The sequence below is a fragment of the Streptomyces sp. HUAS TT7 genome (assembly GCF_051550175.1).
Taxonomy (GTDB): Bacteria; Actinomycetota; Actinomycetes; order Streptomycetales; family Streptomycetaceae; genus Streptomyces.
Window position 1 is genome coordinate 3,396,590 of the sequence record NZ_CP196175.1, and the last position, 12,914, is coordinate 3,409,503.

Sequence of the window (12,914 nt, forward strand, 5' to 3'; positions counted from 1 at the left end):
GTACCCCGAACGCGAATCAGCACGCTACGGCCTCGGCGCCCCCTAAGTCCATGACTTGTACAACCTGCAACAACCTGCTGACACAGCGGGGTGTGACAGAAAACGCACGCTCGGCGCTGAAGCAAGTACGGGGTCGCCACAACGACCCCGCCGGAAGACGGCCGGGGCCTCTCCTGTGGGGGGTGGCGGCCCCGGTCGTCCTCCGCACCTCAGCCGAGCCGGTCGGCCAGGGCCTTGAACTCCTCCCAGTCCATCGCCGGCGTCCGCGCGTCCCACAGCTTCTGGGCCGTCGCCCGCAGCGGCAGCCGGATGCCGCGCGCCACCTGCTCCTCGGTCTGCGCGCCCGGGTTGTCCGACCAGACGGCGAACCGGCCGCCCAGGATCTGCCCGGCGTACTTGGCGTCCACGGGCTTGGTGCCGCGCACCACCGACGGCGTCCACTCCTCGTAGATCCGCTTGCCCGTCGGGTACTTGTAGCTCCCCGGCTCGCCCAGGACGTAGTACAGGTACTCGTCGTTGAGGTTGACCAGCGGGCGGCCCTCGGCGAGGTACTCCTCCGGCGCGCGCTCCCCGGGCTCCTTGCCGGTCCAGTACTCGACCTCGCGGCCCTGGTCGGCGGCCACCTTGCCACCGGGGAAGAACCCGTCGTTCCACGCCTTGAAGGTGCGGCCCGCGCCGGCCGAACGAAGCGCCGCCGCACGGTCGTTGAGCCAGCCCGTCGCCAGGTCCTCGATGTCCGCCTTCGGCCCGTACTTGGCGCGGGCGGCCGCCGCGAGAGACGGATAGGCGGTCCCGGGCGTGGCCGGCGCCTTCACCGCGAGCGCCTGGTACTCGTCGCCGCCCAGGTGCCAGTACGCCCCGGGGAACAGGTCGGCGTACTCGCGCAGCAGATCGTCCACGATGCGCCCGGACTCGGGGTTGGCGAGGTCGATGGCGCCCCTGACCGGCTTGCCGTCCCTGTCGCGCAGCTGGAGGCCGGGGTGGGCGGCGAGCACCGCACCGAGGTGGCCCGGCGAGTCGATCTCGGGGACCACCGTGATGTGCAGCTTGGTGGCCAGCGCCACGATCCGCTGGACCTCGCGCTTGCTGAGGTGGTCGCGCGAGACGACCTCGGGGTGGCTGGACGACTCGATGCGGAAGCCCTGGTCGTCCGAGAAGTGCAGACCGAGCTGATTGAGCTTCAGGTCGGCCATCTGCCGCAGCTGCTCCTCGATCCAGGCCGCGCTGTACTGCTTGCGCGCGATGTCGAGGTTGAGCCCGCGCTGCGGCTTGTCCGGCCGGTCCTCGACGACGCCCTCGGGCATCACCCCGCCGCCCTTGAGCGCCTGCTTGAGAGTGCGGGTGCCGTAGAACACCCCGGCGTCGTCCGGCCCGGTGATCCGCACGCGGCGGTCCCGGGTGGTCAGCGTGTACGACTCGGGCGCGGCCTTCTGCCCCTTGGCCGGCGGGGTCAGCGCCAGCTCGATGTCGCCCTCGCGCGGCTGCCCGCCCGTCGCGTAGTCGACGCCGAGCTCCTGCGCGAGCAGCTTGCCCTCGTCGGTGAGGCTCTCGCTGCCGACGGCCACGATCACCCGCGACGAGTCGACGGGCCGGAAGCCGGGGCCGCGCGCGGGCCGGTGCTCGCGTACGGACGGGATGGTGCGGGGCAGCGAGGAGATCGGGTAGATCGGCGACGGCGAGGGCAGCACCGAGGAGGCCCGCTTGTTGTCGACCGGGCCGCCGTGCCCGCCGTGGGTGTCGTCGTCCGGCCAGACCGCGATGATCAGCGCGAGCACCGCGATGCCCGCGAGGGCCACCTTCAGCACCAACGCCCGTCGGCCGCGCGGCCGGTGCAGCCAGGCCGGACGGGACCGCGGCGCACGCGGCTGAGAGGCGCGCGCCTCGGACGACGGCGAGGACGACCGCTTCGGGTCGCCGGGTCCCGGCATCCGGGCCCGTGACATCCTGAAACGCGACATCACTCAGAAACCTCCCGTCCAACAACAGTAAGGGCGAATCCGGATACCCCGGATACCGCGCCGAGAGCTGGGGTGAAGGTACGCCGAAGTGCCCGGGTGATCGTCCACCGCGCACGCACCGGCTTGCCCGTCCGGGTGAAATTCGCGCAACCGTCGCACGGCCTCTGCTCCACGTGGATAGCGTGGCGGCACTCCCACCTCCCTTGCCACTCCAGTCTCCGTGCTCCGCAGCCCGTCCTGTTCCGTACTACCCGTCCCGCGCAGTGTTTCGAGGAGCCCACGCTGTCCAGCGATTCCCACGCCGGCCCCCGGAAGCGACCGCCGACACTCCATCACACTCCTCGTGCCCAGGGGCGGGCAGCCATACCGAATCAGGTGCGGGGCACATCCGTTCCGGCGGCCCCACCTCGGCCCGGCGGCCTCGACGGGTTCAACCGCGCTTGTGAGGGCTCCGCCGAAGCGGCCCTGCTCGCCTGCTGCGCGAGCAGCCGCTGGGCCGCCCGGATCGCCGCCCACCGCCCCTACCCGGACCTCGACGCCCTGCTCGCCGCGGCCGACGAGGCCAGCTACGACCTGAGCGCCAGTGACCTCGACGAAGCGTTTGCCGACGAGTCCTCGCCCGGCCTGCACGACAGCGCACCGCAGGCCGCCCGCACCGCGCTCGCGGCGGCGCACGCCAGATACGAGAGCAGTTTCGGGCACGCCTTCGTGATCTGCCTCGACGGGTTCAGCCCCACCGAGCACCTCAACCAGGTCCTGAGCGGGATCCGGCTGCGGATGAACAACGACCCGGACGAGGAGCGGTCGATCGCCGCCGACGAACTGCGCCGGCTCGCCCGCGCCCGACTCGCCCATCTTGTGGCCAACCATCCCGAATCCGACACCGCGAGCCCCGCACACCGCGTTCTCTAGGCCGTACGAGCCTGTTTGATTGCCTGTTTGATCACACCTATGGACCCGGCGCAGGGGAACCGACATCACGTCGCTACGATGACCGGGGCCGGTGGACCGTACCCGGCCGGGTCAGACCGACACTGAAGCCGGCCGGCCCTACACACCGCTCCCGGAGGGTTCTTCCGTGCCGGCTGGAACGCTGTACCGCGGCCGGGAAGGAATGTGGTCCTGGGTGGCTCATCGAGTCACCGGCGTCCTCATCTTCTTCTTCCTGTTCGTACACGTCCTCGACACCGCTCTCGTGCGTGTCTCCCCCGAGGCGTACGACAAAGTCGTGGCGACTTACAAGACGCCCATCGTCGCGTGCCTGGAGTACGGCCTCGTAGCCGCCATCCTGTTCCACGCGCTCAACGGCCTGCGCATCATCGCCGTGGACTTCTGGTCCAAGGGCCCGCGTCTCCAGAAGCAGATGCTCTGGTCCGTCGTGGCCATCTGGCTCGTGCTGATGGTGGGCGCGCTATACCCGGTGCTCGGCCATGCCGCTCGTGAACTGTTCGGGAGCTGAGGACTGAGATGTCTGCCGAAACCTCTTCCGCCGCGGCGATCGGCGAGGTCGAGGGCGTGAGCCTGTACGACACCGATCACCCGGCCCCGCTCATCGAGGCCCCGCGCAAGCGCACCAAGAAGACCCCGAAGTCGACCCGTACGAACTTCGAGCTGTACGGCTGGCTGTTCATGCGGCTGTCCGGCATCGTGCTGGTCGTCCTGGTCCTCGGCCACCTGCTGATCCAGCTCGTCCTGGACGGCGGCGTCTCCAAGATCGGCTTCGCCTTCGTGGCGGGCCGCTGGGCGTCCCCGTTCTGGCAGATCTGGGACCTGACCATGCTGTGGCTGGCCATGCTGCACGGCGCCAACGGCCTGCGCACCGTCATCAACGACTACGCGCAGCGGGACAACACCCGCTTCTGGCTGAAGATGCTGCTCTACACCGCCACGGTGTTCACCGTCCTGCTGGGCACGCTGGTGATCTTCACCTTCGACCCGAACATCCGCTAGGCCACGGGCTGAGGGACTGAGGAATTCTCTGATGAAGATCCACAAGTACGACACCGTCATCGTCGGCGCCGGCGGCGCCGGCATGCGCGCGGCCATCGAGTCGACGAAGCGCAGCCGCACCGCCGTGCTGACGAAGCTCTACCCCACCCGCTCCCACACCGGTGCGGCGCAGGGCGGCATGGCCGCCGCGCTCGCCAACGTGGAGGAGGACAACTGGGAGTGGCACACCTTCGACACGATCAAGGGCGGTGACTACCTGGTCGACCAGGACGCCGCCGAGATCCTGGCGAAGGAGGCCATCGACGCGGTCCTCGACCTGGAGAAGATGGGCCTGCCGTTCGGCCGTACGCCCAAGGGCGAGATCGACCAGCGCCGTTTCGGCGGTCACTCCCGCAACCACGGCGAGGCCCCCGTCCGCCGTGCCTGCTACTCGGGCGACCGCACCGGCCACATGATCCTCCAGACCCTCTACCAGAACTGCATCAAGGAGGGTGTGGAGTTCTTCAACGAGTTCTACGTCCTCGATCAGCTCATCGTGGAGGAGGACGGCGTCAAGAAGTCCGCGGGCGTCGTCGCGTACGAGCTGGCCACCGGTGAGATCCACGTCTTCCAGGCCAAGTCGGTCATCTACGCCTCGGGCGGCACCGGCAAGTTCTTCAAGGTGACGTCCAACGCGCACACCCTGACCGGTGACGGCCAGGCCGCGTGCTACCGCCGCGGGCTGCCCCTGGAGGACATGGAGTTCTTCCAGTTCCACCCGACGGGCATCTGGCGCATGGGCATCCTGCTGACGGAGGGCGCCCGCGGTGAGGGCGGCATCCTCCGCAACAAGGACGGCGAGCGCTTCATGGAGAAGTACGCGCCGGTCATGAAGGACCTCGCGTCCCGTGACGTCGTGTCCCGCTCCATCTACACGGAGATCCGCGAAGGCCGTGGCTGCGGCCCCGAGGGCGACCACGTCTACCTGGACCTCACGCACCTCCCGCCGGAGCAGCTCGACGCCAAGCTCCCGGACATCACGGAGTTCGCGCGTACGTACCTGGGCATCGAGCCGTACACGGACCCGATCCCGATCCAGCCCACCGCGCACTACGCCATGGGCGGCATCCCGACGAACGTCGAGGGTGAGGTCCTGAGCGACAACACCACCGTCGTCCCGGGCCTTTACGCGGCCGGCGAGGTCGCGTGCGTCTCGGTGCACGGCGCCAACCGCCTGGGCACCAACTCGCTGCTCGACATCAACGTGTTCGGCAAGCGCGCCGGCATCGCGGCGGCCGAGTACTCGCACACCGCGGACTTCGTCGAGCTCCCCGAGAACCCGGCGGCGCAGGTCCAGGCGCAGGTCGAGAACCTGCTGTCGGCGACCGGCACCGAGCGCGTGGCGGTCATCCGCAAGGAGCTGCAGGAGACCATGGACGCCAACGTCATGGTCTTCCGCACCGAGCAGACGATCAAGACGGCGGTCGAGAAGATCGCCGAGCTGCGCGAGCGCTACAAGAACGTGTCCGTCCAGGACAAGGGCAAGCGGTTCAACACCGACCTCCTGGAGGCCATCGAGCTGGGCAACCTGCTCGACCTGGCCGAGGTCATGGCCGTCTCCGCCCTGGCGCGCAAGGAGTCCCGCGGCGGTCACTACCGCGAGGACTACCCGAACCGCGACGACGTCAACTTCATGCGCCACACCATGGCGTACCGCGAGGTCGCGGACGGCGGCAAGGACTCGATCCGCCTCGACTACAAGCCCGTCGTCCAGACCCGCTACCAGCCGATGGAGCGTAAGTACTGATGGCAACCCCGACGATGGACAAGCTTCAGGAGCTTGAGGCGGACAACGGTTCGCACCTGATCACGGTCACCTTCCGCATCCGCCGCTTCAACCCGGAGATCTCCGAGGAAGCGACGTGGGAGGACTTCCAGCTGGAGATCGACCCGAAGGAGCGCGTGCTCGACGGTCTCCACAAGATCAAGTGGGACATGGACGGTTCCCTGACCTTCCGCCGCTCCTGCGCCCACGGCATCTGCGGTTCCGACGCCATGCGCATCAACGGCAAGAACCGCCTCGCCTGCAAGACCCTGATCAAGGACATCAACCCGTCCAAGCCCATCACCATCGAGGCCATCAAGGGCCTCACGGTCCAGAAGGACCTGGTCGTGGACATGGAGCCGTTCTTCCAGGCATACCGCGACGTGATGCCCTTCCTCATCACGAAGGGCAACGAGCCGACGCGTGAGCGGCTGCAGTCCCCCGAGGACCGCGAGCGCTTCGATGACACCACGAAGTGCATCCTGTGCGCGGCGTGCACCTCGTCGTGCCCGGTCTTCTGGAACGACGGCCAGTACTTCGGCCCGGCCGCGATCGTGAACGCGCACCGCTTCATCTTCGACAGCCGTGACGAGGCGGGCGAGCAGCGCCTGGAGATCCTCAACGACAAGGACGGCGTGTGGCGTTGCCGCACCACGTTCAACTGCACGGACGCGTGCCCCCGAGGCATCGAGGTCACGAAGGCCATCCAGGAAGTGAAGCGCGCGCTGATCACGCGCCGGTTCTAGCTTTCTGTACGGCCGCACGTACGTGCGTGCTGGGCCCCGCCCCTGGAGGTTCACTTCTGGGGGCGGGGCCTTTGCGTTGCTACTTGCCGGTGGGCAGCCGGATCGTACGGACGAGGGGGGTGCCCTCGTACAGATCCGGTTCCACGGTCAGCACCGGGCAGCCGTCCGGCCACTCCACCGACGGCCTGGCCAGATGGACGGCGTGTGCGAGGCGCCAGTCGAGCCCGCTGCGGACCAACGCCCCCACGGTGGACGCACCCGCGAAGTCCAGCGCCACGATGTCCACGGCTTCCAGGGCGCCCACATGCTCGGCGACCCCTTCACGTTGCGCGTCCGCCGCCGCGAGGCAGAGTGCGGGGATGTAGACGTGCCGGGTCGCTGCGTGCTCCGTGTTCGATACGAACTGCGAGGCCAGATGGTTGCCCGCGCCCAGGGCGAGGAGGGCCGACTCGTCGTAGACGACGGCCTTGCTGGCGCTCACAGGCTGTCCACCTCGCGCCCGGCCTCCAGGTCCTGCCAGACCTTCTCGACCCGGTCGTGGTCCACCTGCGTGAGCTTCACACCGAAGTGCTTCTCGCAGTACGCCTTGGTGGCCTCGTAGCGGGCTTCCAGCTCCTCCTTGGTGGGAGTCGCCCCGGCCAGCTCGCCGAGCAGGTCGCGCATGGTCATCCCACGTTCGCGGGCGAGCACCATGAGGCGGTCGCGGACGGCAGGGTCAACCTTGATCGTGGTGTCGGCCATGACGACAGTATACCTCCGGTATACCTCGGTGGGCCTCTCAAGCTGAAGAGTCACTGCATTCCTTTCCTTGCGGAAACCGCCCCGGAGAGGTCCGGGCCGGAAGTTGCACCCCGCTACGGCCATCACCCTCAGGGGTGAATTCCAGTACGGGGAAGTGAAGTTGGCTGTACCCGGCGCCTAAGTCCTCGCGCTCCATGGAAAAGAGCCCCGCGCCAGGGAGAAGAGGAGGCCGAGGAGCTGCACCGGCACAGCTGCGGCACACCAGGAGGTGGCGCGGTCACGCATGAGCGCGTTACTGGAGGCGGAGAGAGCACAGACGGGCGTTGTACGGTGAAAGCACATGAGGAGTTGGTGTCCTTGTGTCGGCCCCCGGGTGTTCGCGCACCGCGGGGGCTTTCCATGTCCGACTGGCCGCTTTCGCGGTGTCGGCGACTGTACAGCCACGCTAAGTGAGCGACGCAAGCCCCAACTCCCGCCCCGAACAGGACGGTTCACCCCCTCGAACACCCGGCCTGACCTGCGGCTCGCCCAGCCGGACAGGCGGCCGGGCCGACGCTCCGCAGTTCACCCGGCCGGGTGAAGAAGCCCCCCTTGCGTAACCTTCGGAACGGAGCGCTACGGCGTCGGCAGCACCGGCGACTACAAGGGCATCCGCCCCGACCCCTGCACCGGCGAGGTCCGGCTCGTCGCGGACGGGTTCGAGGCGCCCAACGGGCTCCTCGCCCCCGAGCCCGTCTCCAACATCGCCTTCGGCGGGCCCAAGACCAATCGGCTCTTCATCACCGCCAATACGTCTCTCTATTCGGCGGTGATGGGGGTGACCGGGCTGCCGCGGGTGCGGGGTTGAGGGTTCCCCCCGGCGTCCGCTGCGGGGCCGGAACCCTCCGGGCCCGGCCGCGGGCTGTCCGATTAGGCTCTTGCCGTGCCAGCACAGAACGCGCCTGAAGAGACGGACCCCGATGCGGCCGGGTCCCGCCCCGCCAAGGGCGAGCAGACCCGCACCCTCATCCTGGAGACCGCGATGCGGCTGTTCCAGGAGCGGGGGTACGACAAGACCACGATGCGGGCCATCGCGCAGGAGGCCGGGGTCTCGGTCGGCAACGCGTACTACTACTTCGCCGGCAAGGAACACCTGATCCAGGGCTTCTACGACCGGATCGCGGCCGAGCACCAGGCGGCGGTGCGGGACGTCCTGGACACCGAGACCGACCTGGAGGCCCGGCTCGCCGGGGTGCTGCGGGCCTGGCTGGACATCGCCTCGCCGTACCACGAGTTCGCGGCGCAGTTCTTCAAGAACGCGGCGGATCCGGACAGTCCGCTCAGCCCGTTCTCCTCGGAGTCGGAGCATGCGCGGGAGGCGGCGATCTCCGTGCACCGGGAGGTGCTGGCCGGCACGAAGACGAAGGTGCCGGCCGAACTCGTCGATGTGCTGCCCGAGTTGATGTGGCTGTCGCAGATGGGACTCGTCCTGTACTGGGTCTTCGACCGGTCTCCCGGGCGGGAGCGGAGCTATCGCCTCGCGGGGCGGGGTGCGAAGCTGACCACCCGGGGGGTGGCGCTGGCCCGGTTCCGGGTGTTGCGGCCGCTCGTGCACGAGGTGCATGAGCTGTTCACGGACTTCCTGCCGGGCATGTCCCAGGCGGCGGCCTCCCGCACAAGGGGGTAGCCGCTCGCCCTGGCCTGGGCGGGTGGGCACCCCCGGGGTCCGGGCGGAGCCCCAGCCGCTACAGGCCCAGGGCCGCTCTCACCTCCCCCGCCACCCCCACCACATCCCCCGTCGGAGACACCCCGTACGCCGGATGCGTCCGTACCCACTTGTCCTCCAGCGCGTACCAGTCGACCGGGGTCGGGGGCCGCCCCGTTGCGAGGGAGGTCGACAGGGTGTCGAAGTACGTGCGCCAGCGCAGCGTGTACAGGCCGCCCACCAGGCCGGACCACTCCCGGTTCGCGTAGTCGCGCAGGCCTCCGCCGTCCGCCGCCCCGCGCGGTCCCCACACCGTGAGCAGCGACACCGCGTCGTACGCGAGCCGGTCCTTCTCCTCCGCCGTCGCACCCCACGACCTCGCGTCCGCGACCCAGCGGCCCAGCAGATGCCCCCCATCCGTCGCCACCACCCGCTCAAGCAGGGCCAGGCAGCAAAACCACTCCCCCGTCAGCTCGGCGAACCGCTCCTTGCTCTTCGACTCGTACGCCTCCCGGATCTGCGGGAGCAGGACTCTGGAGCGGTTGGACAGGGTCTGCCGGGTCACGTCCATCAGGTCGTAGCGGTACGCGGACGTGTTGCGCAGGGCAGGTGCCGCAGCCAGCAAAGCCGGCAGTGCCGCCTCGAACTCGCCACTGTCGTAGCGGAGTTGAGGAGGAGACCAGGACGCCGCCGACTTCGCCGTCAGGCTCGGGCGGGCGCCGAACAGGCCGTCCGCCCCCTCGCTCCACGAGTCCTCCCGCGTCGTGCCGTACGCCGTGCGGCGAAGGACGTCCCACGCCTCTGCCGCGTGCGCGTCGGCCGCGCCGTAGCGGTAGGCCGGCCACTGCTCGAACCACGCCTCCAGGTCGAGCGGGCCGTCCGTCCAGGGCAGGTCGGAGAAGAGGGCGAAGGCGGCCGGGTTGTTGTCCGCGCCCTCCGGCATCAGCGCGATGCCGTCCAGCGCACTGTCCGGCTTGGTGCGCCAACTCTCGTACAGGGAAGCCCAGTCGGGGGTGTTGGCGCCCATCGCCGTATGGCCGCCGAAGTTCCAGATCGAGCCGAACGCGTACGGCGCGCCCTCCCAGGACTGTTCGCGGTCGGTGACGGACGGGAAGCGGTCGGAGAGGCCGTCGACGATGAACAGCTTCGTCCTGTCGACCGCTTCGATGATTTCGCGGTGCGGGTTCTCCTGCCAGCCGAGCAGGTTCCAGATCGCCCCGGGGCGCGCGGTGCGCAGCGCCTTCTCGACGGCCTGGGCGGCCGGGCCGATCGGGACGTCACCGGGGGTGCCGCCCTCGTGCAGCAGGTCCATCTTGTACATGGAGGTCGCACCGAGCAGTTCGGCCTGTACGCCGTAAAAGGTGGCCGCGATGCGGGCGAAGTGGTCGAAGCGCGGGTCTAGCCAGTCGGGACGGCTGAAGCCCACCCAGGTGCCCTGCGGCACGACGTGCGCGCCCGGGTTGCGGGTGGCGAAGCCGGGCGGGACCGTGCCGAAGTAGCCGGGCAGCACCGGGGTCATGCCGAGTTCGCGCAGCCGGTCGACGATACGGGACGCCAACTGGACGCGCTGGTCGAGGAGTTGCCGGGAGACCGGACCGCCGAAGCCGGACATGTTCTGGAGCAGCCACCACGGCTGGTGCGAGGCGCCCGGGATCCAGGACCTCAACTCGGCGTCCGCGTAACCGTGTTGAAGGAAGGTTCGGTGGTAGACGGAGTCCGCGCCGAGGTAGACGAGTACCTCGTTGTAGCCGTGCAGGGCCAGGACGTCGAGCTCGCGCTCCCAGTAGGACCAGTCGTGGTAGGTGCCGGTATAGCCGTCGTTGGTGTCGTTGAAGACGAAGCGGTGGGTGACGTTGGCCGTTCTCTCGATGGGCTCAGGCACGGCCGGGAGGCGGCCCGGCAGCCGGGTCTGCTCGCCCGCCCAGGAGATGTGGGCGTGCGCGACCTGTCTCAAGTACGTGTGGAATCCGGTGAGTTGGACCGCCGGGGTACTGCCCTCGACGAGGATCCGGCCGGCCCCGCCCGAGACGCGGAAGCGGTCGCGGCCGGCCGCGCGCGGCACCGTACGGAAGGTGACCTGGTCACGGTGGGCGGGCAGCAGCCGGGCCAGCGCCCGCGCGGCGGGTCCCTTGGCGGCCACGGACCCGGTCTCGGTGGCGTACCCGGCCTCGGTGCCCGCCCCGAGGGCGAGGGCCGATCCGGCGAGTGAGCTCAGGAGCGTACGACGGGAAAGGCGCATCCCCCGACGGAAGCAGCGTGTCCCAGCGCGGTCAATGGAGCAGAACCGGTGACTCCTTGGACAAAAGCCCTTTGGGTGAACTGCTTCGCTTCAAACCCCGCCGACTCCATGGGCTCCTTCCCGCCGCTTCCGGCCCCGTGCTCAGCAGACCTCAGATCCAGCCCAGTTCCCACAGCCGCCACACGCCCGTGCCGTCCGACAGGTACTGCGAGCCGCTGACGTCCTTGCTGCCCAGGACGTAGTTCTTGCCCTGCCACAGCGGGATCAGCGGGACGTCCTCGGCGACCTTCTCCTGGAGCGCCTTGAAGTCGTCGGCGGCCCGGCCGCGGTCGGTGAACTCCTGGGTGCGCTGGATGATCTTGTCGGTCTCCTTGTCGGAGTACCCGTTGTGGAGGCTGTTGCCCGTGCCGACCAGCGGCTGGCCGAAGTTGTCCGGGTCGGGGAAGTCGGCGAGCCAGCCGGCCGTGTACGAGTCGTACTTCCCCTCGGCGTAGTTCTGCTGCATCTTCGTCCAGTCCGGCTCGGCGATCAGGTCGACCTCGAACAGGCCGTCCCGCTCCAGCTGCTTCTTGAGCTGCTCGGCCTCCGCTCCGTTCGCGCCGAGCTTGCGGTACGCCATGGTGAAGCGGACCGGGAGCTGCTCGCCCTTCAGGAGCGCCTTCGCCTTCACCGGGTCGGGCTTCGGGTAGGCGTCGAAGAACGCGGTGCTGTGTCCGGTGAAACCCTGCGGGATCAGCGAGAAGAGCGGGTCGACGGTGCCGCTGTAGACGGCGTTGGCGAGCGCCTCACGGTCGACGAGGGCGGCTGCGGCCTCGCGGACCCTGGTCTTGGAGACCGGGCTCGGCGACTTCAGGTTGAAGTTCAGCTCGCGGATGTCGTAGCCCGGCGAGGTCGTGATGCGCAGGCCGGACCCGGGCGAGAGCTTGGCGAGCACCTCGGGCGGCATCTCGCGGTGGGTGACGTCGACCTGCTTGGCCTGCCAGGCGGCGTTCAGCTGGTCGGCCTCGGCGAAGTAGCGGACCGTGACGGGCAGCCCCTGCCTGGTGGCCGCCCCCTTGTACCCGGGGTTGGGCTCCAGGCGCGCGCTGACCGGCTTCCCCTCGGAGTCCTTCTTGTACTCCTTGAGCAGGTACGGCCCCGAGCCGATCACCGAGTTCTCCTTGCGCAGCCCGTCCGCCGGGTACTGGCTGCTGTCGACGATCGAGCCCGCGCCGGTGGCCAGCTTGGACGGGAAGGTGGCGTCCTTGCTCTTCAGGTTGAAGGTGACCGTGTCCCCCTCGGCCTGCACCGAGCCGAGCATCGAGAACAGCGGGGCGGGGCCCAGCTTGTCGGCGATCTTCAGCATCCGGTCGAAGGAGAACTTCACGTCCTCGGCCGTCATCCTGCGCCCGCTGGAGAAGCTGATGTCGTCGCGCATCACACAGCGGTACGTCTGGAGCTTCTGCCCGACGAACGTGCAGCTCTTCGCGGCGTCCGGGACCGGCGTCGTGCTGCCCTGCTTGAAGGTGAGCAGCGACTGGTAGACGTTGTTGTAGACCGCCCAGGAGCCGGCGTCGTAGGCGCCCGCCGGGTCGAGCGAGGTGATCACGTCGGTGGTGCCGACGACGATGGGGGCCTTCCTCGCCGTGTCGGACGGCAACAGCTGCCATCCGCCCACTCCGGCGACCACCACAGCCGCACCAATCGCCACAAACCGCATACGGATCGACCGCATCGCCGTGCTCTCCTCGGAACGCCCCACCCCTGGTCGGCGCACGGAGTCAGCACGCTGCGCCTGTGATGACGCTCACCC

The 12,914-nt window shown here is 69.1% G+C and carries 11 protein-coding genes and 1 pseudogene; 7 read left to right on the forward strand and 5 right to left on the reverse strand.

Annotation, left to right across the window (positions count from 1 at the left end):
• Positions 1–209 precede the first annotated feature (209 nt).
• Complete coding sequence (locus ACSHXC_RS15115) at positions 210–1,958, reverse strand: beta-N-acetylhexosaminidase (protein WP_438292108.1); 1,749 nt, start codon at positions 1,956–1,958, stop codon at positions 210–212.
• 375 nt (positions 1,959–2,333) lie between these two features.
• Between ACSHXC_RS15115 and ACSHXC_RS15120 the strand changes: the two genes are divergently transcribed.
• From ACSHXC_RS15120 to ACSHXC_RS15140, 5 genes are all read left to right on the forward strand, one after another.
• Positions 2,334–2,870, forward strand: a complete 537-nt coding sequence (locus tag ACSHXC_RS15120) for a 2-oxo-4-hydroxy-4-carboxy-5-ureidoimidazoline decarboxylase (RefSeq protein ID WP_438292109.1) — start codon at positions 2,334–2,336, stop codon at positions 2,868–2,870.
• A 166-nt stretch (positions 2,871–3,036) separates the two neighbouring features.
• Positions 3,037–3,417, forward strand: a complete 381-nt coding sequence (gene sdhC, locus ACSHXC_RS15125) for a succinate dehydrogenase, cytochrome b556 subunit (RefSeq protein ID WP_386104264.1) — start codon at positions 3,037–3,039, stop codon at positions 3,415–3,417.
• Positions 3,418–3,425: 8 nt separating this feature from the next.
• Positions 3,426–3,908 carry a succinate dehydrogenase hydrophobic membrane anchor subunit gene (locus tag ACSHXC_RS15130; RefSeq protein ID WP_053728383.1) on the forward strand — a complete coding sequence of 161 codons (483 nt, stop codon included), beginning with the start codon at positions 3,426–3,428 and terminating at the stop codon, positions 3,906–3,908.
• 31 nt (positions 3,909–3,939) lie between these two features.
• On the forward strand, positions 3,940–5,694 hold the full coding sequence (gene sdhA, locus ACSHXC_RS15135) for a succinate dehydrogenase flavoprotein subunit (protein WP_438292110.1): 1,755 nt from the start codon (positions 3,940–3,942) through the stop codon (positions 5,692–5,694).
• Complete coding sequence (locus ACSHXC_RS15140) at positions 5,694–6,458, forward strand: succinate dehydrogenase iron-sulfur subunit (protein ID WP_438292111.1); 765 nt, start codon at positions 5,694–5,696, stop codon at positions 6,456–6,458. Before sdhA ends, ACSHXC_RS15140 begins: the two co-directional genes overlap by 1 nt.
• 79 nt (positions 6,459–6,537) lie before the next feature.
• Here the strand turns inward: ACSHXC_RS15140 and ACSHXC_RS15145 are convergent, their stop codons facing one another.
• Both ACSHXC_RS15145 and ACSHXC_RS15150 read right to left on the reverse strand, forming a co-directional pair.
• Positions 6,538–6,939 carry a hypothetical protein gene (locus tag ACSHXC_RS15145; RefSeq protein ID WP_438292112.1) on the reverse strand — a complete coding sequence of 134 codons (402 nt, stop codon included), beginning with the start codon at positions 6,937–6,939 and terminating at the stop codon, positions 6,538–6,540.
• Positions 6,936–7,199 (reverse strand): hypothetical protein, encoded by a 264-nt coding sequence (locus tag ACSHXC_RS15150; RefSeq protein WP_438292114.1) that lies wholly within the window; start codon positions 7,197–7,199, stop codon positions 6,936–6,938. The genes ACSHXC_RS15145 and ACSHXC_RS15150 overlap by 4 nt, the downstream gene beginning before the upstream one ends.
• 715 nt (positions 7,200–7,914) lie before the next feature.
• Between ACSHXC_RS15150 and ACSHXC_RS15155 the strand changes: the two are divergent.
• Positions 7,915–8,046, forward strand: a pseudogene (locus tag ACSHXC_RS15155) (SMP-30/gluconolactonase/LRE family protein); the annotation flags it as partial.
• Positions 8,047–8,121: 75 nt separating this feature from the next.
• The gene (locus ACSHXC_RS15160) at positions 8,122–8,865 is read left to right on the forward strand and encodes a TetR/AcrR family transcriptional regulator (protein ID WP_438292115.1); all 744 of its coding nucleotides are present in this window, start codon (positions 8,122–8,124) and stop codon (positions 8,863–8,865) included.
• A 58-nt stretch (positions 8,866–8,923) separates the two neighbouring features.
• Here ACSHXC_RS15160 and ACSHXC_RS15165 read toward each other — a convergent pair whose 3' ends face one another.
• Complete coding sequence (locus ACSHXC_RS15165; protein WP_438292116.1) at positions 8,924–11,122, reverse strand: alpha-N-acetylglucosaminidase; 2,199 nt, start codon at positions 11,120–11,122, stop codon at positions 8,924–8,926.
• A gap of 151 nt (positions 11,123–11,273) precedes the next feature.
• A complete protein-coding gene (locus ACSHXC_RS15170; protein WP_438292117.1) occupies positions 11,274–12,836 on the reverse strand; it encodes an ABC transporter substrate-binding protein in 1,563 nt (520 codons plus the stop codon).
• Between the last annotated feature and the right edge of the window lie 78 nt (positions 12,837–12,914).

Bases quoted from the DNA above. Each gene is read 5' to 3' on its own strand.
- ACSHXC_RS15170 (WP_438292117.1), bottom strand. From the start codon at position 12,836: ATGCGGTCGATCCGTATGCGGTTTGTGGCGATTGGTGCGGCTGTGGTG.
- sdhA (WP_438292110.1), top strand. From the start codon at position 3,940: ATGAAGATCCACAAGTACGACACCGTCATCGTCGGCGCCGGCGGCGCC.
- ACSHXC_RS15140 (WP_438292111.1), top strand. From the start codon at position 5,694: ATGGCAACCCCGACGATGGACAAGCTTCAGGAGCTTGAGGCGGACAAC.
- ACSHXC_RS15115 (WP_438292108.1), bottom strand. From the start codon at position 1,958: ATGTCGCGTTTCAGGATGTCACGGGCCCGGATGCCGGGACCCGGCGAC.
- ACSHXC_RS15150 (WP_438292114.1), bottom strand. From the start codon at position 7,199: ATGGCCGACACCACGATCAAGGTTGACCCTGCCGTCCGCGACCGCCTC.
- ACSHXC_RS15130 (WP_053728383.1), top strand. From the start codon at position 3,426: ATGTCTGCCGAAACCTCTTCCGCCGCGGCGATCGGCGAGGTCGAGGGC.
- ACSHXC_RS15165 (WP_438292116.1), bottom strand. From the start codon at position 11,122: ATGCGCCTTTCCCGTCGTACGCTCCTGAGCTCACTCGCCGGATCGGCC.